The sequence below is a fragment of the Nocardia salmonicida NBRC 13393 genome (assembly GCF_001613085.1).
GTDB lineage: Bacteria > Actinomycetota > Actinomycetes > Mycobacteriales > Mycobacteriaceae > Nocardia > Nocardia salmonicida.
Genome location: NZ_BDBR01000017.1, coordinates 124,696 through 147,668, shown reverse-complemented (window position 1 = coordinate 147,668; position 22,973 = coordinate 124,696). Strand labels below are relative to the sequence as shown.

Here is a 22,973-nt window from a genome sequence, read left to right as displayed (position 1 = left end):
AATTCGCTGCGAATAGAGGTGAGGTAAGCGTGCTCAGCATTCTGGTGTTCCTGCCGATGGCCGTAGCGGCTGTGTTGCTGGCCGTGTCGCGCATCGGCGACCGCGTGTCGCGCTGGACCTGGGTCGTGGTCAGCGCGGTCGATGTCGTGCTGGTCGTAGGGATATGGATCGGATATCGCCGGACCCCGCCCGTCGATGGCGGGTTCGCCTACGAGGAGCGTCGCTCCTGGATTCCTACCGTCGGATCCAGCTATCACGTGGGCATCGATGGATTCAGTTTGCCGCTTGTCGCTGTGACCACTGTGCTGTTCCTGGCCTGCGCGATCTATTCGCTGCGCGAGACCCGCCGGGTTCGGTTCTACGCCGCACTGTTCCTGTTCCTCGAAAGCGTCTGCCTCGGCGCATTCGTTTCCCTCGACCTGGTGCTGTTCTTCGTCTTCTTCGACCTGTCGATCGTCGGCATGTACTTCGTGATCAACGGCTGGGGGCACGGACAGGCGCGGCGGGCGGCGCTGCAGTTTTTCCTCTACACCTTCATCGGCTCGCTGGCCCTGCTGCTCGGCTTCATCGTCCTGTATCTCGCGGCAGATCCGCACACCTTCGACATGGTCGAGTTGACCCAGGCAAACCCCTTGGCGGGCAATGGTGCTCGCGGTGCGGTCGCGCTCGCGGCCATTGTGGTCGGCCTCGCGATCAAGACACCGACAGTGCCCTTCCACACGTGGCTGCCGCCCGCGCACACCGAGGCCCCGGCCGCCGGATCGGCGATCCTGGCCGGCGTGCTGCTCAAACTCGGCACCTACGGTTTCGTGCGGATCGCGATGCCGATGCTGCCCGACCAGTGGCGGCGCTACGCGCTGGTGATCGTGATCGTTGGTGTGATCAGCGTTCTCTACGGCGCACTGGTCGCGCTTGCGCAGACCAACTTCAAACGGATGATCGCCTATACCTCGGTGAACCATATGGGCTATATCATCCTTGCCGTCGGTGCGGCGGGACTGGTCGCCGACAACACCGAACAAGCGCGCACATTGGCGATCACCGGCGCGGTGACCCAGATGGTCAGCCACGGCCTGATCACGGGCGCACTGTTTCTTCTCGCGGGGGTGCTCTACGAACGTCGGCAGACCTACGAGATCGATGCCTACGGCGGCTTGGCCGGGCAGGCACCGGTTTTCGCCGCCGTCGCCGCCGCCGCGATGTTCGCCTCGCTCGGCCTGCCGGGCTTCTCCGGGTTCATCGCCGAGTTCCAGATCTTCACGGGATCGTTCGCACCCGCGCCGGTATATACCGCTTTGTCGGTCCTGGGCATTCTGATCACCGCGGCCTTGCTGCTGCGCGCCTATCAGCGAATGTTCCTCGGCGAGTCGAGGAGTGGGACGTTCGGAGATTTCACCGGTCGCGAAGCAGTGTCGATCATTCCCCTGATGCTGGGTTCGGTGGTGATCGGGATCTTCCCGCGCTTCCTGCTCGACGTCATCGAACCCGCCGCTCGGATGCTCGGTGTGCTGGTGGTGCGCTGAGATGGGGGAGATGGACCAGATGACCGACGACATGATGGTCTCGGACCTACTCGCCCTCGCACCAGAAGCGGCCCTCGCCCTGGCTGCCGTCGTCGGCCTACTCCTCGGTTCGTTCCTGCCGCGTGCCAGGCAGTGGCCGGTGCGGGGCCTCGCGGCGGTCGGCGCGGTCACCACCATCGTGATGACGGTGGCGGTGTGGCAACGCGATGTCCACACACTGTTCGAGGGCAGCTACGGCATCGACACCGCGACCAATACCGTGCGAATCACAGTGGCCGGTTCGATTCTGCTGTTGCTCGCGATGTCCCAGCCCGAAACCCGAGGCAATGCACGGGAATCGGAGTTCATAGTCTTGCTGGTCCTGGGTGGGCTCGGCGCTATCCTGCTGACCGGGGCCAACGACTTGCTGGTTCTGCTCACCGGCTATCTTCTCGCCAGCATTCCCCTCTACGCGCTCACTGCGTTCGGCAAGGACACACTCGGCACCGAGGCAGCGTTGAAGTTCTACCTGATGGGTGCGCTGTTCGGCACCACGATGTTCTTCGGTGCGACGCTGCTGCTCGGTGCCGGTGGTGGTACGGCCTACCCGCTGTTGGCGACGACCACCTACGACGCGCCGCGCGCCGCCCTCGGCATCGGTGCCGTCGCGGTGCTGAGCGGACTGCTGTTCAAAGCCGGTGCTGTCCCCGTCCACTTCTGGGTGCCCGACGTCGCTGAGGGTGCGCGCCCCGCGGTCGCCGCTATCATCACGACGGTGCCGAAACTCGGTGCGGTCGTTGCCATCTACCGGCTCGGCGCGATCGTGCTCGACCCGAGCGGTCTGAACTGGCGGCTGCTGCTTGCGATCATCGCCGCACTGTCGATGACACTGGGAAACTTCGCGGCCTTCTTCCAGACCGATGTCCGTCGTCTGCTCGGCTACTCGACGATCAGCCAGGTCGGCTACCTACTGGTCGGGGTAGTCGCCGCAGACCGAAGCACACTCGCGCTGCCCGCCGTGCTGCTGTATCTGGCGGCGTACGCCCTCACCAATCTCGGTGTGTTCGCGGTGGTCTGCGCGCTGCCTCGATTGCGGACTCTCACCGACTACGCCGGGCTGATCCGTCATGAGCCCGCGCTGGTCATCGCACTCATCGTCTGCCTGCTCGGTCTCATCGGAACCCCACCCACCGGTGTTTTCGTGGGCAAATTGATGGTCTTCACCGCAGCCTTCGATGCCGGGTTCGGCTGGTTGGTCGTGCTCGCGCTGATCAACGCGGTGGCCAGCGTCTTCTACTACCTGCGATGGATCGTTCCTGCCGTGAGCGGCAAGCAGGCCATCGACGGCCAACATCCGGGGCCGTTCTCGGTCGCCGGAGCGGTCGCCTACTGTGCGGCGACCGCATCGATCCTGATCGGCATCTTCGCCGGTCCGATCCTGAACGCGATGCAAGGTTCCCTCGCTGTGCCCTGATTCGATTACGCGGCAAGCGGTCTCGGATCAGTTCACGTACGACACCACAGCCATCATCCCCGCCTCGCCGTGGTAGATGTTGTGGCAGTGCACCATCCACTGCCCGGGGTTATCGGTGTCGAAATCGACTTCGAGAGTCTTCATCGGCAACACGATCGACGTGTCCTTGCGCGGGCCATTGCCTGCTGGGGTGACGACCTGGAACGTGTGGCCGTGCAGATGCATGGGATGGAACATCATGGTCTTGTTGACGAATCGCAGGCGAACCCGCTGCCCCTCGGACACATCGAGCGGGGCGTGGTCGGGGAAAGCTTTCCCGTTGATGGTCCAGACGTACTTCTTGTCATCCACGGCGAGTGTGACGTCGTGCGTCTTGTCGGGTTTGCGGGCGGGAAGCCGAACAGCGTCAGCAGCCGTCAGTACCGTCGCGGTGACGGGCACGGCGGCGAGCTCGGTGGGGCGCACGTCGCGCGGGGGCGGGGTTCCGCCGCCGGTGCGAATCAACGCGAAACCTTGTGGTCCGGCCTTGCCCTCGGGAACGGCGACCACAGGAAAGACGCCGTCGGCCAGATCGACGATGACGTCGTACCGCTCGCCCATGCTGATCAGCAGATTCGAAGCCGCCTGCGGTTGTACGGGAAAGCCGTCGCTGTGGGTAACGCGAAGCTGAAGGCCACCGACAGCGAACCGGAACGCAGTGTCGGAAGCGGCATTGATGATCCGCAGACGCATGCGCTGGCCGGGGCGTCCAGCGAAGGTGACAGGGTCGGTGCCGATACGGCCGTTGATCAGGTAATACGGGTAGGTGACATCGCCCGGGTCTTCGCCGAGAGGGGCGTTGGGGTCGGCGGGCATCGTCATGGTCGTGGTCGCTCCGCCCATGTCCATGCCGCCGTGGCCACCCCCTGACGGCGTCGCTCCGCCCATATTCATCCCCGCCATGCCTTTGGCGCGCAACTGTTCCAGCTCGCTGTCGGGATTGCGCCCGTCGACGCCGTCGAGCCAGTCATCCAGCACGACAACGGCTTCCAGATCGTAGTCCTTGCCGTCCTCGGGGTCTTCGATGATCAGCGGAGCGTACAGGCCGCGGTCGAGCTGCACTCCGACATGCGGGTGGAAGAAGTAGGTTCCGGCATCGGGCACGGCGAACTCGTAGCGGAAGGTGCCGCCGGGGTCGATCGCGGACTGGGTGACGTGCGGGGCCCCGTCCATGTCGTTGCGTAGCGCGATGCCGTGCCAGTGCACTGTGGTCGGAGCTGGGAGCGAATTGGTGATGTCGGCTCGCAGCACCTCCCCGCGACGGATTCGAATCTCCTGTCCTGGCAACGTGTTTCCGAAGGCCCAGCTGCGAACCTGGATGCCGCCGAGGTCCAGGGTCGTCGGCTCGGCACGCAGGGTGACCTCGCGGACGGCCGCGTCGGCGGCGCGACGACTGTTCTCCGCGGCCTGGACGGCTTCGGATCCCGGTTCGACGAGGGTCCGCGCACCCGGTGTGTTCTGCGAACAGGCGGTGAGTACGGCGGCGGTGGCCGCACCGGTCCCGAGGGCAAGGAACCCGCGCCGACTCATCGGGACGGAAGGAAGGTGACTGGACGGCATGGACTCTCCCTTGTGCGTGGTCATCCGAAGGGCCCGCTCGACTGCGGTTGACCTCGGGCTCAGTTCAGATTAGCAAATATCTACTGTCTAGCTTAGTAGAAGATCGGCTTCCGCTGTGTTGCCCAGTTGTCGATTCCGCAACGTCGACCGAGGCCGATGGTGCCGTGACGGGGGCGTTTCCGGTGCGTAACTACTTGATCGTGCGGCTGGGAAATGTTGCGCCGACGCGCAGGCGGTGTCAATACTACCTATGTACGTAGGATGTATCGCTGACCGACTCGGGTCGCGGGCCCGCCTTTGTTCCGGCTGTGCGCGGAGCGGCGGTTCGTGCGGCGAGGATGCATGCGACGCGTTTCGCCTCGAGGTAGGGAGGCCGGCCATGGGTTCGCGAGGATTCGGAGTGCTGGAGTCTGCGGTGATGGACCGCTTGTGGCAGCGCGCGGGGCCGACCACGGTTCGGGAGGTGTTCGAGGACTTGTCCGGCGACCGGTCCCTGGCATATACGACGGTGCTGTCGACGATGACCAATCTGCATCGCAAGGGCTGGCTCGATCAGGTGCGTGAGAGCAAGGCATACAGGTACGTGCCGGTCTTGACGCGAGAAGAATACGGCGCGCGACTGATGCACGACGCGCTTCGCGCAGGGGGCGAGTCAGCCACGGTCCTCGCCTGTTTCGTGGAAGGGATCAGTGGCGAGCAATCCGAGAGTCTGTGTGCGGCATTGGTCCGGTATCGACAGTCGAACGCTTCGGAGTCCCTTCTGCGGCTACCTTCGAAATGATCTGTGTCACCGCGCCATCCGCTCGGTCGGCACCGGCATCTTCGCGGCGTCGGTCTGTTGGTGACCGTCGCAGCCGAACGGCATGATCGCCAATGAGATCCCGTCGGCTCGGTGGTGCCCGATAGCAATGCCTTCACCGCGCTCATCGTCGGCGCAGATCGCGATTCCGACCGCTGCCAGCAGCGCGGCGATCAGCGGACCGATGGTCACCAGTGCGGTCGCGGTACTGAGGCGCAGGCGGGCGCGCACCCGCTGCGCGGGCTCTGCTGGTGTGGCCAGTCGTTCGATCCGCGCGTCTACCCCCACCCCGGCGGCGCCGAGCACACCGACGGTTTCGCGGCCATGCGACAGTGCGACCATTGCTTCCAGGACAGTGCGGCGGCCGTGTGTACGGGCGGCCGCGTCGTCGGCACACATCTCGACGAGTAGTGCGACTTCCCTTGCGGCCGTGCGGAACAGGGTGATGTGTGGGAAAACCGAGACGAGTCCACGGGTCAATGCGAGCAGTAGATGATGACGGCCCCTCAGGTGCGCTCGCTCGTGCGCGAGGACGGCCATAAGGTGACGGTCTTCGAGGGTTGCGATGATGCCCTCGGTGACCACGATCGTGGGTGGACTGCCTGCGACGCAATAGGCAATCGGTTCATCGGCATCGATGACCACCGCGCCCAGCCCGGCGTGATGGCGGCCCGCGATGCGTGCCATCCGAGAGTGCTCGTGGGTCGTGCTGCGCGCCTGCAGCAGGGTGCGTATCAATTTGTAGGCCAGCGTCGAACCTGCCACCGCGGCGGCGGCGGTCAAGGCCAGCAGGCCGACCTGCACGAACCCGCCATAGCGGCCGATCGCGGCATCGTGTAACTGGAGGAAGCACTCGTCCAGAATGCCCGGCCCTCCGGGTTTTGAAAGGTCGCGTATCCCATCGGCGACGAATGCGAGGACAGCTAGGACAGCGGAAACGCCGACCGAAACGATCGCGCTCATCCAGGCCGCCACGCCGAGGCGCGGCGCCATACCACCACTGGTGAATCGGCGCAGCACCCGCGGCGCCAGGACAGCGACGGTGAATCCATAGAGCAGCAGACACACCGCGACGCTCACAGGCGGCCTTTCGTCGGAGAGGGTCGAGCCGATGGGCAATCTAGGTCATTGGCCGTCGCGACTCGCACATGCGATTCGCATTACTGGATACGTACGTAGACAGTAGTGAAGTGGCGGACCTACGGCAACGACGCCCTCCCGACCCTGCGCCGACTCGGTTTCCCGACAGTCCGGGATGGGGTGGAGCTTCAGTCCGGGTCATCGGGACCACCTTGGTCGCACCGACGGTCTCGGTGATCGTGGGCTACACCTCGGCGGGAGGCTCGGCGATGACGCGAAGCAGCACGGTGGCGCCCTCGGTGTTGATGTCCCGGGCTCAGCGGCGCGGCCAGGATGTCGATGTCCACTTCGCCCGGCTCGGTGTGCCGATATTGCCGAGCGCACCCGGCTTGTCGCGGTAGTTCAGCACGGTCAGGAACAACATCGCATGCTCTGGCGAGCACCGCCCGGTCGACCCGTGCGGCGGCATCGCCGCGGACGGGATCTACTGCTCCACTACGTAGATGATGATCTACTATTTCACTACGTAGATCAGTGGGTTGTGGCTCACTGTAAGCAAACCGAACCTGAAGGACGATTCGTGAACCATGCGCCCCATCCGATCACTCCCAGCGTCGGCAACAGACTTCCCGCTCCGGCAGTCAGGTGGCGTGCCCGCTTCATCGTCGCTGCATTGGCGTTGCCCGCCACGATCATCGGTGGTCCCGGCCTCGGTATGGCTGCCGGTCTAGCTCATCCTGACTGTCTGTGGGCCGGAGAAGCTCACCCGCAGAACGCGGCAGTGATCACGGGCGGCTGGAGTTTCACTTGCGAATCAGGCACCGGCGCACCCGTCTGGCGACGGGGACCAGCAACGAGTCGCCACAGCACCGTTCGCACGTCCGGCGCCGCTACTGATCCTGTTGGGGTGTTCAGCGTCGGCGCGCAACAGCCGGGCACGACTTACGTCGACCGCTGCGTCGGGAGTCAACTGGTGGAGGGGCGCGATGACCTCTACGAAGCGTTCTCGGACGACAAGGGGGGCCTCGTCTGGAAGCCCGTCGAGTCGGTCGCCGCCTGGACTTTTGATCCCGGCTCAGTGCCCCCACCGCCGTCGTGGCGTGACGCGAGCTTATGTATCGACGGTGTGCTTACGTAGATCCTGCCGCGAGAGTGCGGCTCGCGTGCAGGTCGGCATGAGTCGGGGCCCACGCCTCTCCGTGCCGACCTGCGCGGCGCAGTATCGGAGAAACCTCAACGAAAGTCACAACGAAGTTCGCGCATGCCCGACCCACTCGATGATTATTGGACGTGAATGAGTGGAATGGTGCCCCGTCCCGCCGGGCAGGTGTTCAGCACAACGTGCCATAGCCCTCCGCACCGAACGCAGGAAGCCTGCTGTTCGCCTCAGTTCGCGGTGCGGCGAGACGCGGTGCGACCCAACAGCGCCCGTAGCGCGTCGGAGTCGTCGTCGCTGATCTGCTCGACAAAGCGCGCAAGGACGAGGCTGGAGCGAGTCCCGTCGAGTGCGGCTCGCATGAGCTGGGCGCTGTATTCCTCGCGGGTCAGGGTGGGCCAGTAAAAGTAGGCTTTGCCGTGGCGTTCACGGTCGAGCCAGCCCTTGCGGTGCAGGTTGTCCATGGTCGACATCACTGTGGTGTAGGCGAGGTGGCGCTCGAGGAGCAAGCTTTCGTAGACCTCGCGGACGGTGAGTTTGCCTTCGGCCGTCCACACTCGGTCCATCACTGCGGCTTCGAGATCACCGAAACGATGTGCCATCGCCACCACCTCCTGGCAAGAACCTGAAATCTACGTAGCAATATCGTAGATGAGGCGACAGCGCTATGTCGCATCGGATCGAAAACGGTCGGCGCGCGAAACGGCCGGGCGCCACGGCGACCCGACCGTTTCGCGCGCCGCGGCTGCTACCAGCTGCCAGTGCGGGGCAACGGGAGCGGGGTCCGATGATTGCTGTGACCATTGTGGTGGCCATGGTTGGTATGACCCCCGTCGTGGTGGCCGCCGTGTCTGGCCGCGACCTCGGTGACCGACGGCGTCGGGCTGGAATCTGCGAAAGCTGGTGAGGCGAGGGCGGTCGCTGCGGCAACGGCCACCGCTGCGAAGCCGAAACGGGTTGCAATGCGGCGGGAAGAGTGGTTGAACTTCATGATTTCCTATCCTTCATGTCTACTATCTATGTACGGAAATAGTAGATGTGAGGTTCCGGGCTTCGGTGGTTAGAGTCTGCGCGGGGCCGACGGTTCAATTGAGCCCGATCGGCCCCGGCTCTGTTGTCTGGTCGGCGGGTGTGCGATCACATCTGACAGCACGAGGGCATCATCGTGCACATCCAGTCACACAGCATCTTCAGCGGGTTCATCGGTCGTCACCTCCTTGTCGAATGGGTTGAGCGTTGGATGGGTGGCGGTCCGCCCGGGCGGACCGCGAGCCTGTGCGGTGGCAAACGGGCTCGAGTTGGTGCCGGTGGCCACCGACATCGTTGGATCTGGCCACAGCACCACGCCGGAACCAAACTCGATCACGACGGTCAGCGGGGTCCGGTGCAGCCGCGAGGCAGGCAGTGGCCGCCGTCGTCGGAGGGGTCGTGACGACCAGCGTCGGTCCGATCGTGGCCGTGGCTGCGCCCGCCGTTGTCGGCGTGGTGGCCGTTGTCGACGCGGCTGTTTCCATGCCATGTGGTTCCGCGTCCGTCGTCACTGCCCGCGGGCCTGCCGCTGGTCCCGGAAGAAGGCGGCGCGGCGGTCGCTGGCACCGCCACCAGGAACGTCGCGGCGGCAGCGATCGAGGTCGCTGCTAGTAGCCGTACGGGCAGTCGTGTGCGGTGGGGCCTCGAAGCTGTGGTCATAGGAATGGTCTTCCTTTCAACGTTTCCGACCTGCAGTTGCGGTCGACGGATGTATCCGGCGGGGCCGACCGGGCTGTTTGCCGACACATCGCCGGGGCGTGTCGTGAATGTGACGCGATACAAGTCATTAGGCCCCACGCGTCGAACGCGTGTTCCTGATCACCGATCATCTACTATGTACGTACCAAGATAGTAGATTGATCGGTGTGGATGTCAACAAGCCCGAGCGGCAATCGGTGGAGGCTGCGAGATATGTTGATGCTCAACAGTTCTGGAGGTCGGAGGTGAGCATGCATGGACGGCGGTCGCAGTCGGGATCGTGCCCGTCGTCGGCGACCATCCATCGGGCGCGCGGCGTGCAAACGTCCGACGGTGGCATGCGAGGAGCGGCAGCATCGTTGCGCATGTCGTTACGTTTTCGTTACTGTCGCTGCATTATGAAGTCTCTCGGCTGGATGCGACGCGGTAGCTGGCTAGCGATGCTGCTGCTAGCTGCTCTGGTGATCGTTCCTGCCGCTGACTGCCTTCTTTTCGACGGACACGGCCGCACGGTCGACCATCACGTAGCGGCTGCCGAGGGTGCGGACGCGGCCGCTGGTCATGAACACTTCGTGTCTGCCGACGCTGAACAATGCGCCGCGCATGCTGTGCACGGCCCTGCCGAGGCTCTGCTGCCGGGAATCCTGTCCCTGACATTGGCGGCGTTGATCCTCGCCGCGGCCACGAGTGTTTTTCCGGCGGTCTCGGCGCGGACGGCCGGTACCGGTGGCGTGCGTGGGCCACCACTGCGTCCGGCCCGTCCGGATGGACGCGCCGTGTTGACGCTTCACTGCATCTCCCGACGCTGATCGGTCAGCGCCAGGCCGACCCGTCGTGTCGGCCGGTGCCCGCTGCCCATCGTCGTGGCGTACCGCGAAAGCGGCCCGCCTGTGCAGAGAAGAGACAGCAAACCGTGAACAACACCTTCCCCACCCTCGAACTCGCCAACACTCGTCGCATGCTGGGCGCCCCCGATGCGATCGATGCGCCCCGCGGCCTGGTCGGCAATACGCCGGTGTTGTGGATCGGCGAACCGCTGGCTGCCGCCGATCGCGGATTCTGGGCCAAACTCGAAGGGTTCAACCCTGGCGGGATGAAGGACCGGCCCGCGCTGCACATGGTGCAGAAGTCGCGTGAACGCGGCGACCTGCGGCCCGGAGCACGCATCGTCGAGTCGACCAGCGGCACGCTGGGCCTGGGTCTCGCCTTGGCCGGCATGGTGTATCAGCACCCGGTCACCGTGGTGACCGACCCCGGGTTGGAACCGATCGTTGCCCAGATGCTGACCGCTTACGGAGCCACCGTCGAACTGGTGAGCGAGCCGCATCCAGTCGGTGGCTGGCAGCAGGCGCGGCGCGAGCGGGTCGCGCAGTTGTTGGCTGCCGACCCCGATGCCTGGTGCCCGGATCAGTACAGCAACCCGGACAACGTCGAGGGCTACGACTCGCTGGCCTTGGAGCTGATCGAGCAGCTCGGGACCGTCGATGTCTTGGTGTGCGCGGTCGGTACCGGCGGGCACTCCGCCGGTGTGGCGCGGGTTCTGCGCCGCTACAACCCCGAATTGACGCTGGTTGGTGTCGACACGATCTCCTCGACGATCTTCGGCCAGCCGGCCGGGCCGCGGCTGATGCGAGGCCTGGGTTCGAGCATCTATCCCGCCAACGTCGACTACGAGGCATTCGACGAGGTCCACTGGGTCGCACCGGCGGAATCGGTGTGGGCGTGCCGCACACTCGCGGCCACCCACCACGCGACCGGCGGGTGGAGCGTGGGCGCGGTCGCGCTGGTCGCCGGGTGGGCAGCCCGCGTAGCCGCACCGTCGACCCGGATCGCGGCGGTATTCCCCGACGGGCCTCACCGCTACTTCGACACCATCTACAACGACTCCTATTGCGCCGAGCACGGGCTTCTCGACGTCACCGCGCCCGTCGCGCCCGAGGCGATCAGCCACCCCGGTGAACGGGTCGTCCAGCGCTGGACCCGCTGCACCTCGGTGGTCTCGCCCGTCGCAATGACAGGAGGGGAGCTCGCTTCGTGACCGTGATCGCCAAGTTCGGAAGTTTCGATCTGCCCGCCCGGCTGCTGATGATCAACCAGTTCGGCATCAACCTGGGCTTCTACATGCTGATGCCCTTTCTGGCCGGATATCTGGCAGGGCCATTGGGGTTAGCCGCGTGGGCGGTCGGTCTGGTCCTGGGTGTGCGCAACTTCTCCCAGCAGGGCATGTTCCTGATCGGTGGCACGCTGGCCGATCGGCTCGGCTACAAGCCGTTGATCGTTGCCGGATGCCTGCTGCGCACCGGTGGCTTCGCGCTGTTGGTCTTCGCGGACTCCTTGCCTGCGGTGTTGATCGCCTCCGCGGCGACCGGGTTCGCGGGAGCGTTGTTCAATCCGGCGGTGCGCGCCTATCTTGCCGCGGACACCGGAGAGCGGCGCGTCGAAGCGTTCGCGGTGTTCAACATGTTCTATCAGGCGGGCATCCTGGCCGGGCCGCTCGTCGGACTGGCGTTGATGGCGGTCGACTTCCGGGTCACCGCCGGTGTCGCGGCGGCGGTGTTCGCTGTCCTGACAATTGCCCAGCTGTTCGCCTTGCCCGCCCGGCGTGGTGAGGCCCCGGCCGAGAAGACCTCGGTGCTCGACGACTGGCGTCGGGTCATGTCCAACCGGCGTTTCCTGGCGTTCTCGGTGGCGATGATCGGCTCCTACGTCTTGTCGTTCCAGGTGTATCTGGCCTTGCCGCTGCAAGCGGAATTCATAGCCGGGGCTCGCTCGCAAACCCTGGTCTCGGCACTGTTCGTGGTCTCCGGTGTCGTCGCCGTCGCCGGCCAGCTCCGCATCACCGCCTGGTTGCGTGCCCGCTGGGGCCCGGGCAAGAGCCTGGTCGCCGGGATGGGCGTGCTTGCCGCAGCCTTCGTTCCGTTGATCGTCGTGTCCGGTCCGGGGACGTTCGGCACTGTGGCGGCGGTGGCCGCGTTGTTGATCACGACCACGCTGCTGGCGATCGGCACCGCGGCGGTGTTCCCGTTCGAGATGGATACCGTGGTGTCGCTGTCGGGAAACAGGCTGGTCGCGACGCACTACGGCTTTTACAACACCGTTGTCGGTGTCGGAATCCTGATCGGCAACCTGGCTACCGGCACTCTCGTGGGTGCGGCCCGCGATGCCGGACTGGACTGGATCGTCTGGGCGGGGTTGACCGGGATCGGTGTCATCGCCGCCTATGCTTTGCTGCGGCTGGAGCGGGCCGACCGTGCGACCACCGTGCCGGAGCAGTACACCACCGGACGTCATCGTCTGCCCGGTGGACGTCACCGGCCCACCGACCCCGCATTCTCGGGCTCGGATTCGCCGACCACCCCACTGCGCCGCCAACCCAACCGCATCGGCGAACCTGTGGCAGCGATCGGCTCAGTGACCAAGACCCGGCCCGGCGCGGAGGTCGACCAGCACACATATCGCAGACCACCCCCGCCAGTTCGGTCCCGGCCCCAATCCGGCGAGGACCGACCCGGCCCCGGCGCTCGGGTCCCGACCGGCGCGCCACGACCGTGGCCAGGCACCGAGCCGGATCGTCGCGGACACCGCCGAGCCCAACCGCCCCCACCACGTACCCGCCCCTCACCAGAGGACCGGCGCTCGCGCTACCCCGCCGGACCGGCAACCAGGCGGTGAGGCCTGCCTGGCTGCTATCTACTGCCTAGATGGCAATAACACTTGTGCCGAACTCGATCTCGGCACGGGCGCCCCTAAGAGCCGGGGGTGTTGACTACGGCTGAAGTGGCGCGACCCCCTCATCTCGCGCGCTCGGCCAGGTCATCGGAAGTGGGGGCGACGACTCGTGGCGTCGCCCCCACCTTTGTTCTCCGAGAGCTGCAGGATCCGGTCGTTTCGGGTACGCATCGTCGTAGCGCACAGCGCCGGGGCCAGTCCGACGAGCACAGCAAGCCAGCCCCGGCGCCCAGCCCGACCAATACGGATACCTCAGGGCCATGCCGCAGCACCACTCAAGAGGCGACGGGAATAGCCCGACGCCGTCGAATATTCTGATTCGCCGATTCCGCCACCGACGCCTATCGGCGGATAGTGAACTCGCCCAAACGATCTCGGTACTCGCCCGCGCCCGCCAGAACGTGATCAGCGGAAGACCCTAGCTGCCATTGCCCCGGACACCAGCCGCCGCCGCCAGCTGACCGAATTGTGCATCATCACCGCTTTGGGGAGCGCCCTGGGGCCGGATCAGCTCACGGCGATTTCGGCGCTCATGCCGAGTTCCCGATGATTTCCGATAGAGCACCACAGCTTGTAGGAACCAGGCACCAGGTTTACGGTCAGCTCACTGGACCCGCCGCTCTCGATCCGCGATGTCTGCTGTGATTCCCCGCCCGGACCCAGGATCACGAGATCGTGAGAGACGGACCCGGAGTTCTCGACGACGAACGTGTATGCACCCGGTGTCAATTGAGAGTCGGGCACATTGATGGAGAATTCGGTCTCACTGACTACCGTCCGCGTCGAATTGGCCGAATTCGAGGTGACGCCGGATTCTCGAACGGTTGCCACGTCACCCGTATCCCCGGCCCCAGAGCTACATGCCGACAACACCAGCGCTGGCAGCACAGCGAGTGCCGCGAACACCTGCCGTTTCGTCCACCAGCCTCGTCCGGGTGCCATGGCGATCTCCCCGATATTCGATGTAGACCAAGCTTTCAGTCAACTACTTAGAATACTCCCCGGACCAGCAGAGGTCTATGACTCACCAGCGGTGGTGGGGTCAATTTGTACTTATCGACTCCCTGATCTACGTATCTACTAACGTAGACAGTAGATAAAGACTTGTGCCGATGAGGATCTCGGCACGGGGCGCCCCGAAATAGCGGAGGGGTGTCGACTGCGGCGGAGGCGCGATCCCCTCATCTCGCGAGGCCTCTGCCTCGTCCCTCGAAGGTGGGGGCGACTCGTGGCGTCGCCCCCCACCTTCGCTGACTTCTTCCACGCGCTCTCAGCGGCAAGCCGAGCGGACCGGGTCCCGTAGGACCGTTGACGACCGCCCGGTCGGCAGTATTGAACATATGGCTGTTGCATTCCTCGATGGCGCTGACTACCCTTCTACTAAGGCAAATAGTACTTGTGCCGAATGGTGATCCCGGCACAGGGGCACCCCCGAGACCCCGGGGTGTCGACTGCGGCGGAGGCGCGCGATTCCCTTCATCTCGCGAAGCCTCCGCTTCGGTCATCAAAGGTGGAGGTGGCGGGGCGTCACCCTCGTCTGCGTTCCCCGAGAGCTGCATGTTTGCGATGTTCGGTGCTCCGGACGTGACGAGGTCGGCAGAGTCCCTTTCCTGGGCTGTGAGTCGACGCGTATCCGTGTTGGATGGCGAATCGGATCCGTCAGGATTCGCGGGTGTGTTCAGCCCGGTGGGTCGGGCAGCAATCCGTGAAGCACGAGATCGAGGACCGCTGCACGGGCTGCTTGCGGGCTCCAGTCGTGGGCTGCCCGTAGGTGGATGTCGTCAGTGTATTCATCCTGGCCGAGCAGATGGTGGAGACTACCGATTCGATACCCAAGGGGGGTATATTCGTGGTCAGGCGGGCTGAGGTGACCGCGCGACATCAGGAGGATTGATATGAGCACAACCACTGTGACCGTGACCGGAATGACCTGCAGCTGCTGTGCGAATTCGGTGAACAAAGAAGTCGGCAAGATTGCGGGGGTCACCGCAGTGGAGGCCGACTTCGCCAGCGGGCGCGTGACCGTCGACGCGGCGGGCGTGGTAGACCGCAGCGCAATCGCCGCAGCCGTGGCGAGGCTGGCTATCAGCTTGCGGAATGACCGAACCCTCGACCTTATTACCTGTAGTCAGATTCATCCCAGTACGGATCGGAGTCAGCGATGGCCACCACGACCCAACCGTCTAACCGGATCGAGTTGTCGATCGGTGGCATGACCTGCGCGTCGTGCGCCAATCGCATCGAGAAGAAACTGAACAAGCTCGACGGCGTGACCGCCACGGTCAACTACGCCACAGAGAAGGCGCGCGTGGAATACTCCGGCGACCTCACGCCCGAGAACCTGGTCGCCACGGTTGAGGAAGCCGGTTACACGGCCGCGCTCCCGGTCTCGAAGATTGATAAAGGTGCCGCCTCAGCACCTGCTACCGAAGGCGATGATCCGACAGCCTCACTACGTCAACGTCTGCTCATCTCGCTGGTCCTCACGGTGCCGGTGATCGCTATGGCGATGATTCCGGTACTGCAGTTCACCAACTGGCAGTGGCTGTCGCTGACACTGGCCGCGCCGGTAGTGATCTGGGGTGCGTTGCCGTTCCACCGGGCCGCCTGGACCAATCTGCGTCATGCCACCGCCACGATGGACACGCTCATCTCCATCGGCACGCTCGCCGCGCTGGGCTGGTCGCTGTATGCACTGTTCTGGGGGACCGCTGGTATGCCGGGAATGACGCATCCATTCCAACTGACCATCGCCCGCGACGGCGGCGCCGGCAACATTTATCTGGAGGTGGCAGCCGGGGTCACCACCTTCATCCTCGCCGGACGCTATTTCGAGGCCAGATCCAAGCGGCAGGCCGGTGCCGCGCTGCGAGCGCTGTTGGAGCTCGGTGCCAAAGAAGTATCGGTGCTGCGCGACGGTAAAGAGGAGCGCATACCCGCCGATCAGCTCGCGGTGGGCGATCTGTTCGTCGTGCGCCCCGGCGAGAAGGTCGCCACCGACGGTGTTGTCGTGGAAGGTTCGTCGGCGGTCGACGCCTCGATGCTGACGGGTGAGTCGGTGCCCGTGGAGGTGGGCGTCGATGACGCGGTGGTCGGCGCTACCGTCAATGTCGGCGGCCGGGTCGTGGTGCGTACGAGCCGTGTCGGCTCTGACACGCAGCTGGCCCAGATGGCCAAGCTGGTGGAGGAGGCTCAGAACGGCAAGGCTCAGGCGCAGCGTCTGGCCGACAAGATCTCCGGCATTTTCGTACCCGTCGTGATCGCTCTGTCGGTGGTGGCCCTGGGGTTCTGGCTCGGTACCGGAGGTTCTGTCGCTGCGGCCTTCACCGCCGCGGTCGCCGTGCTGATCATCGCCTGTCCCTGCGCCCTCGGCTTGGCTACGCCCACCGCGCTGATGGTCGGTACCGGCCGTGGTGCGCAGATGGGCGTCCTCATCAAGGGCCCGGAGGTGCTGGAATCGACCCGGCGGGTCGACACCGTGGTGCTGGACAAGACCGGGACCGTCACCACCGGCAAGATGAGCCTGCTGACGGTGTACGCCGCCGACGGCGAGGACGAGCTGCAGATCCTGGAACTGGCAGGGGCGCTGGAGGATTCCTCCGAGCACCCGATCGCGCAGGCGATCGCCAAGGGCGCCCGGGACAAGGTCGGCGATCTCGAACCGGTGCAGGGCTTCGCCAACGTCGAGGGCCTGGGTGTGCGCGGTGTCGTCGATGGCCACGCGGTTGTCGTCGGGCGTCGCCAACTGCTAGCCGAGCATGAGCAAAGCCTCGGATCGGACTTGGCGCAAGCCATGGCCGCTGCCGAATCCGAGGGGAAGACCGCCGTCGCGGTGGCCTGGGACGGGAAGGCTCGCGGTGTCCTGGTAGTCGCCGATACGGTGAAACCGACCTCCGCCGAAGCGATTACACAACTGCGTGCGCTGGGACTGACACCGATGTTGCTGACCGGCGACAACGCTGCCGCGGCGCGGGCCATCGGTGACGAGGTCGGCATCGAGCAGGTGATCGCCGAGGTGCTGCCGCGCGAGAAGGTCGATGTCATCAAGAAGCTGCAGGCGCAGGGCAAGGTCGTCGCCATGGTCGGCGACGGCGTCAACGACGCGGCGGCATTGGCCCAGGCCGACCTCGGCCTGGCCATGGGCACCGGCACCGACGTGGCGATCGAGGCCAGCGACCTGACATTGGTCCGGGGCGACCTGCGGGCTGCGGCGGACGCGATCCGGTTGTCCCGCAAGACGCTCGGCACTATCAAAGGCAACCTGTTCTGGGCATTCGCCTACAACGTTGCCGCCTTGCCGCTGGCCATGGCGGGCCTGCTGAACCCCATGCTGGCGGGTGCCGCGATGGCGTTCTCGTCGGTATTCGTGGTGAGCAACAGCCTGCGCTTGCGCCGTTTCCGCTCCAACAACAGCTGACATACGAGCACCGACCTATTGCAACCTCTCCCCGGGCGTCGCATACTGACCCGGAGCCTCGATTCGTCCCTCCCAGTGGTGCACATGGCGTCCTGATCAGGCGCGCTGAATCGGAGTCGATTGAGCGTCGGTCAGCTGACGTCGAAGATCAGCGGTGTCGGATCCGGTTGGCTTCCTCGGAAGCTGGCGGCATCGGGACGCCATAGCCATAGAGTCCGGCGCGAACACCATGACCGTCTCGGCGGTCGTGATCTGATAGATCAGCGAGACGGCTTGTCCCGCTGACCGTCAGACAAGTCACCGCGTCATGGTCTGCTCGTCCTGCTCTACGCCAGCCCGCCACCCGCATCACACAGATCCGGCTGGACGAGGTGAGCACCCGCGACGATCAGGTCGTCCTGTGGATCACCGAGGAAATATGCTGATGCCCAAGCCCTTGGGCAGTCTCATCACCGAACTGATCAGCCAGCTCCGCGACATCGGAACTGCCGCAGATCCCGCATCACCCTGGTTGTTCTCGGAGCGGCGGGCCGAACCGCGCGATCAGCACCACCAGACTCCGGCAACGGGTTCGCCGCCTCGGCGTGACCGGCGCCGCGGCCAGGTCGCGGCGTTCAACGAACTACTACGGAAGATCCCCGCACGCGACATCGCCGACCTCGTCGGCCGCGACCCGAGGCGCCGCAGCACGCGCCTCGCTCCTGGCCGCGGACTGATCCACCTACGCCGCTATCCGAACCCGAGCCCCGAGCCCGCCGAGCACCCTGACTTCCGTGATTGCTGGGGGGACTATGAGCGGGTCAGACCTGGATTGCATCGACATAACCCTCATGCAGCATCAGATAGTCAAGGAAGCGACCCCTATATCCCACATCAGAGATCGGTGATCGATCGGTCAGCGGGGCGTCAGCGTGATGGCGCCGACCACCACGTCGCCGAAATACGCCGGGCCCGTGTACCCGCCGTGTCCGTCGCTGATCAGTACGACGCGGTGGCCGGGAAACAGGTCCACGTAACCACCGTCGGGTGTCGAATGGATTGGGTAACGCCCGATCAGGACCAGCTCCCCGCCCTCGACGCGCGCGTCACGTTGCAGGAGCACGATGCCAGACGACCACGTCGTGGACGTGTAGGCGCCGGGTTCGACGTCGGCGAGTGCTTGACCGGCCGTGCCGAAGAACGTCGCGGCGCCCACCGCCACAGCGATCACAGCAGTCCGGACCATCGTTGGTCTGGCGGCGCGTATTGACATCGTCAACTCCTGTTGCCTCGGATTAACAATCCTACCCCTGCAAACTCCGGCTGACCCGGCCGAATACGAACCCAGTCTCCACCGGCGCGGATCAACCTCCTCGGCCACTCAGCCACGCACAACCAGCCTCATCCGCAACCCCATGCTGGCGGGTGCCGCGATGGCGTTCTCGTCGGTATTTGTGGTGAGCCACAGCCTTCGCCTGCGCAGCTTCCGCTCCAACAACAGTTGACAGACGAGCACCGACAGCACCGACCTATTGCAACGCCGTGCCGGGGGCGGTCTCACACACTGACCCGGCCCTCGATTCGTCGCTCCCAGCGGCGCACTTGGGGACCTGACCCAGGTGCGCTGAATCGGAGTCGAGTTGGCGTCGAGTCAGTTGATGTCGATGATCCCGTCGAAGATCAATGGTGTCGGACCAGGCTGGCAGCCGCGGAAGCTGGTAGTCGGCATCGGCACTCCGTAGCCGATCCGATTCGGCTCCCCGTTGACGCCCTTGGTGACGGTGATCTGGATGGCCATAGAGTCCGGTGCGAACATCATGACCGGTTCGGCCGTTGTGATCGGGTAGATCAGCGAGACGGTGTTTCCGTTGATCGTCAGACAGGTCACCGGGCCGGTCACGCGGACCGGTAGCGGCATATTCCCGATCCGTCCGCTCGCGACGTAGGTGCCCGTCGCCGGGCCGTCGCCCGTGCCTTGGGCGTCGATGTGGAGCACGTTCATCCCCAGTACTTGCATATTGCCGTCGATCGAGACCGAGCCCGGATCAGCGGCGGCCTGTCCAGCACCCGCGGCTATCGCGGCGGACGCCAGCGCAGCGGATACGGCGAGTCGAGCGAGCTGAGTAATCATCGGTATGCCTCCTCAGTTGATGCCCCTGCGACACGCATACCCGGCATGAAGGCGTTCACGCCGACCGTCTGCCCCGGATGCATCGTGCCGGTACCGACAGGATCTGTCCCCGTTGTATGCAACGGGGACAGATCGCTGTGGATGCGAAACTGCGCGTCACGCTACGCCTTGTGTCGACAGTTCCCGTGAAAGCTTTGTCGAGGGCGCGTCGTTTCGATGCTGGTACAGGTGGATTGCCGGTGAGATCAGGCCAGGTCGACCAAGACGACCTTGGCGGCGCCGACTACCTTCTCGATCCACGCTCTCGTTTCCACGGACACCTCCTTGTCGACCCGCAGGACAACGGTGGCACCTGCGGCATCGACATCCTGTGCCAACTGGGCAGCCTTGATGTCGACTCCGGCCTGGCCGAGAACCGTTCCGATGTAACCCAACTGTCCCGGGCGGTCCTCGTAGTTGAGGATGGCCAGGTTCAGGCCCTCGGCGCGCATGTCGTAGTTGCGGCCGTTGATGTTGACGATCTTCTCGACCAGGTTCGGCTCGGTCAGCGTGCCTGCCACGTTCAGGGTCGAACCGTCGCCGAACACGGCGCGCAGGTCGACGACGCTGCGATGGGTCGGGCTCTCGGTGGCGGTGGTGACGGTGGTGGTGATGCCACGCTCCTTGGCCAGCGCGGGCGCGTTGACGAAGGTGACCTGGTCCTCGACCAGCGCCGAGAACACACCGCGCAGCGCCGACAGCTCCAGCACGGCCACGTCCTGCGCGGACAGCTCGCCGCGAACCTGCACCTCGACGCTGACGGGCAGCTCGTTGGCGATGGCACCCAGCAGCGCGCCCTGCTTGCGGACGACGTCCAGCCAGGGGGCGACCTCGTCGTTCACGGCACCACCGGTGACGTTCACCGCACCCGGCACGAACTCACCGGCCAGTGCCAGCAGCACCGACTTGGCGACATCGGTGCCCGCGCGGTCCTGCGCCTCCGACGTGGACGCACCGAGGTGCGGGGTCACGACGACCTGCGGGAGGTCGAACAGCGGCGAATCGGTGCACGGCTCGGTCTCGAACACGTCCAGACCGGCGGCGCGCACGTGGCCGGACTTGATGGCGTCGGCGAGTGCCTGCTCGTCGATCAGCCCACCACGCGCGGCGTTGACGATGATGACGCCCGGCTTGGTCTTGGCCAGGGTCTCGGCGTTGAGCATGCCCTTGGTCTCGGGCGTCTTGGGCAGGTGGATGGAGATGAAGTCGGCGCGCTCGAGCACCTCGTCCAGGGTCAGCAGCTCGATGCCGAGCTGGGCGGCGCGCGCGGGCGAGGTGTAGGGGTCGTAGGCGACGATCTTGGTCTCGAACGCCGCCAGACGCTGCGCGAACAGCTGGCCGATGCGGCCGAGGCCGATCACACCGACGGTCTTGCCGAGGATTTCGACACCGTTGAACTTGCTGCGCTGCCAGGTCTTCGCACGCAGCGTGGCGTCGGCGGCCGGAATCTGGCGCGCGGCCGAGAGCAGCAGCGTGACGGCGTGCTCGGCGGCGGTGTGGATGTTGGAAGTCGGCGCGTTGACAACCATCACGCCACGCTCGGTGGCGGCGGGCACGTCGACATTGTCGAGGCCGACACCGGCGCGGGCCACGATCTGCAGCTTCTTGCCCGCGTCGAGCACCTCGGCGTCGACGGTGGTGGCGGAGCGCACGAGAATCGCGTCGGCTTCGGGGACCGCGGCGAGCAGCGCCGGGCGGTCGGGTCCGTCGACCCAGCGAACCTCGACACCGTCACCGAGTGCGTCGACGGTCGACTGGGCGAGCTTGTCGGCGATCAGAACTACAGGACGGCCTGCTTGGCTCACTGTGGGATTCTCCTCTGCGCTGGTGTTCGATCGATCACGAGGGTGGGCGCCGAACGGCTACCGGTATCTACGTAGCGAAATAGTAGGTAATGCAGCCTGGTGGGGCAACTGGGGGCTGCAATGGCAGGTGGGCGATGGCTCGAGAGGTGCTGGACGTCACTATTTGGCTGTCGGTGTTGTCCGTCGGCGCTGTTCGGTGCATGGGTGGGCGCGGTTGATATGCACGAATGCCGGTAAACTACGGATTCAAATAGTAGGTAAGCGGCCTGGGTGCGACAACGGAGGAAAAATGGCACGAAGCCACCGGGCGACGGTAGCTATCGTCGCCCTCGCAACGGTAGCGACTCTCCTGGTCGCTGCCTGTACATCGTCAGCTCCCTCGGTCACACCGCCAACTCCCTCGGACACCCGAGATTCCGCTGAGTCCGCGCAGATCTCGATTGTGCCGGCACCCGGAACTCGCGATGCCGATCCGGGAAACGGGTCCACGGTCAGCGCCTCTGACGGGATCCTCGCCGCGGTCACCATGACAAACGAACAGGGCACTCAGATCGAAGGCGTCCTCACGCCGGATAAATCCATGTGGAAGCCGCTGCAACCGCTCGGTTATGGGCGCACCTATACGGTCACAGCCGAGGCAGTGACCTTGACCGGTCGGATCGGGCCGCAGACAGCGACCTTCTCGACCATTACGCCCCGTAATCAGACCAAGGTGTATCTGACCACCGCGGGTGGGCAGTCCTTCGCCTCGGATGGCCGCTACGGTGTCGGGACCGTGGTCGTTGCGCACTTCGACGAGGACATTCCCGATCGAGCCGCTGCTGAGGCACGGCTGTCGGTGACCGCCGATCCGCCGGCCGACGGATCGTGGTACTGGGTCGACGATCGAAACGCGCACTGGCGACCTCGGCAGTATTGGGCGCCAGGCACCAAAGTCAGTGTCGCCGCAGACATTTACGGCGCCCAGCTCGGGCCAGGTCTCTACGGTCAGGAAGATGCCCGTGAAACTTTCACCGTCGGAGCTGCACGCGTGTCGATCGCCGATGACAACACCAAGGAGATATCGGTGTACGAGAATGGCAACCTCATCCGGACCATGCCGACCTCGATGGGTATGGGCGGCAGCGAAGTCGTCGCGGGCACGACCATCACATTTTGGACCCAGCCCGGCACCTACACGGTGATGGACAAGGCCAACCCGGTCATCATGGACTCCTCGACGTATGGACTGCCGGTCAACTCCAGGCTGGGCTACAAGGAAACGATCAACTGGGCCACCCGGATCAGTACCGATGGCATTTATCTGCACGCGCTCGAATCCAGCATCTGGGCGCAGGGCAACACCAACGTGTCGCATGGCTGTCTCAACCTGAGCCCCGCGAACGCCGAATGGTTCTTCAACTTCTCCCAACCGGGAGATGTAGTCGAAGTTCGCAACACCGGTGGCGCCCCGCTCGAAGTGTGGCAGAACGGCGACTGGAGCGTGTCGTGGGATCAATGGCAGCAAGGTAGCGCGTTGCGGTAGCGCTACTCCC

At 65.0% G+C, this 22,973-nt stretch carries 16 protein-coding genes and 1 pseudogene; 9 read left to right on the top strand and 8 right to left on the bottom strand.

Annotated elements, in window-relative coordinates; genetic code table 11:
- The first annotated feature begins 29 nt into the window (after window positions 1-29).
- Both NS1_RS19635 and NS1_RS19630 read left to right on the top strand, forming a co-directional pair.
- On the top strand, window positions 30-1,523 hold the full coding sequence (locus NS1_RS19635) for a complex I subunit 4 family protein (RefSeq protein WP_062986701.1): 1,494 nt from the start codon (window positions 30-32) through the stop codon (window positions 1,521-1,523).
- A 19-nt stretch (window positions 1,524-1,542) separates the two neighbouring features.
- Entirely contained in the window at window positions 1,543-2,976 is a 1,434-nt protein-coding gene (locus NS1_RS19630; protein ID WP_218019946.1) for an NADH-quinone oxidoreductase subunit N, read from the top strand.
- A gap of 27 nt (window positions 2,977-3,003) precedes the next feature.
- On the opposite strand, the gene NS1_RS19625 is transcribed toward NS1_RS19630, so the two are convergent.
- Entirely contained in the window at window positions 3,004-4,575 is a 1,572-nt protein-coding gene (locus tag NS1_RS19625; protein WP_062986819.1) for a multicopper oxidase family protein, read from the bottom strand.
- 379 nt (window positions 4,576-4,954) lie between these two features.
- Here NS1_RS19625 and NS1_RS19620 point away from each other — a divergent pair, with 379 nt between their 5' ends.
- Window positions 4,955-5,356, top strand: coding sequence for a BlaI/MecI/CopY family transcriptional regulator (locus NS1_RS19620; RefSeq protein WP_062986699.1), 402 nt, complete (start codon window positions 4,955-4,957; stop codon window positions 5,354-5,356).
- 6 nt (window positions 5,357-5,362) lie between these two features.
- On the opposite strand, the gene NS1_RS19615 is transcribed toward NS1_RS19620, so the two are convergent.
- From NS1_RS19615 to NS1_RS40130, 3 genes are all read right to left on the bottom strand, one after another.
- Window positions 5,363-6,454 (bottom strand): M56 family metallopeptidase, encoded by a 1,092-nt coding sequence (locus tag NS1_RS19615; protein ID WP_062986697.1) that lies wholly within the window; start codon window positions 6,452-6,454, stop codon window positions 5,363-5,365.
- A 1,386-nt stretch (window positions 6,455-7,840) separates the two neighbouring features.
- The gene (locus tag NS1_RS19605) at window positions 7,841-8,212 is read right to left on the bottom strand and encodes a BlaI/MecI/CopY family transcriptional regulator (RefSeq protein ID WP_062986817.1); all 372 of its coding nucleotides are present in this window, start codon (window positions 8,210-8,212) and stop codon (window positions 7,841-7,843) included.
- A gap of 769 nt (window positions 8,213-8,981) precedes the next feature.
- Window positions 8,982-9,299 (bottom strand): hypothetical protein, encoded by a 318-nt coding sequence (locus NS1_RS40130; protein WP_157125307.1) that lies wholly within the window; start codon window positions 9,297-9,299, stop codon window positions 8,982-8,984.
- 206 nt (window positions 9,300-9,505) lie between these two features.
- On the opposite strand from NS1_RS40130, the gene lpqS reads away from it, so the two are divergent.
- From lpqS to NS1_RS19590, 3 genes and pseudogenes are all read left to right on the top strand, one after another.
- Window positions 9,506-10,147, top strand: coding sequence for a putative copper homeostasis (lipo)protein LpqS (lpqS, locus tag NS1_RS40125; protein WP_157125306.1), 642 nt, complete (start codon window positions 9,506-9,508; stop codon window positions 10,145-10,147).
- Window positions 10,148-10,296: 149 nt separating this feature from the next.
- Window positions 10,297-11,376: a PLP-dependent cysteine synthase family protein gene (locus NS1_RS19595; protein WP_084503856.1), complete on the top strand. Its 1,080-nt coding sequence runs from the start codon at window positions 10,297-10,299 to the stop codon at window positions 11,374-11,376.
- A pseudogene (locus NS1_RS19590) lies at window positions 11,373-12,617 on the top strand (MFS transporter); the annotation flags it as partial. The gene NS1_RS19595 and the pseudogene NS1_RS19590, both read left to right, overlap by 4 nt.
- Before the next feature lie 957 nt (window positions 12,618-13,574).
- On the opposite strand, the gene NS1_RS19585 reads toward NS1_RS19590, so the two are convergent.
- Window positions 13,575-13,973 (bottom strand): hypothetical protein, encoded by a 399-nt coding sequence (locus NS1_RS19585; protein WP_157125305.1) that lies wholly within the window; start codon window positions 13,971-13,973, stop codon window positions 13,575-13,577.
- A gap of 989 nt (window positions 13,974-14,962) precedes the next feature.
- Between NS1_RS19585 and NS1_RS42265 the strand changes: the two genes are divergently transcribed.
- Both NS1_RS42265 and NS1_RS19575 read left to right on the top strand, forming a co-directional pair.
- Window positions 14,963-15,283, top strand: a complete 321-nt coding sequence (locus tag NS1_RS42265) for a heavy-metal-associated domain-containing protein (RefSeq protein ID WP_307619336.1) — start codon at window positions 14,963-14,965, stop codon at window positions 15,281-15,283.
- Window positions 15,229-17,484 (top strand): heavy metal translocating P-type ATPase, encoded by a 2,256-nt coding sequence (locus tag NS1_RS19575; RefSeq protein WP_062986685.1) that lies wholly within the window; start codon window positions 15,229-15,231, stop codon window positions 17,482-17,484. The genes NS1_RS42265 and NS1_RS19575 overlap by 55 nt, the downstream gene beginning before the upstream one ends.
- Before the next feature lie 895 nt (window positions 17,485-18,379).
- Here the strand turns inward: NS1_RS19575 and NS1_RS19570 are convergent.
- The 3 genes from NS1_RS19570 to serA form a co-directional block, all read right to left on the bottom strand.
- Window positions 18,380-18,736, bottom strand: a complete 357-nt coding sequence (locus NS1_RS19570) for a hypothetical protein (protein WP_062986683.1) — start codon at window positions 18,734-18,736, stop codon at window positions 18,380-18,382.
- A gap of 378 nt (window positions 18,737-19,114) precedes the next feature.
- The gene (locus tag NS1_RS19565) at window positions 19,115-19,594 is read right to left on the bottom strand and encodes a hypothetical protein (RefSeq protein WP_063816199.1); all 480 of its coding nucleotides are present in this window, start codon (window positions 19,592-19,594) and stop codon (window positions 19,115-19,117) included.
- Window positions 19,595-19,839: 245 nt separating this feature from the next.
- Window positions 19,840-21,438, bottom strand: coding sequence for a phosphoglycerate dehydrogenase (gene serA / locus NS1_RS19560; protein ID WP_062986681.1), 1,599 nt, complete (start codon window positions 21,436-21,438; stop codon window positions 19,840-19,842).
- A 289-nt stretch (window positions 21,439-21,727) separates the two neighbouring features.
- Between serA and NS1_RS19555 the strand changes: the two genes are divergently transcribed.
- Window positions 21,728-22,963: a L,D-transpeptidase gene (locus NS1_RS19555; RefSeq protein ID WP_062986679.1), complete on the top strand. Its 1,236-nt coding sequence runs from the start codon at window positions 21,728-21,730 to the stop codon at window positions 22,961-22,963.
- Window positions 22,964-22,973 lie beyond the last annotated feature (10 nt).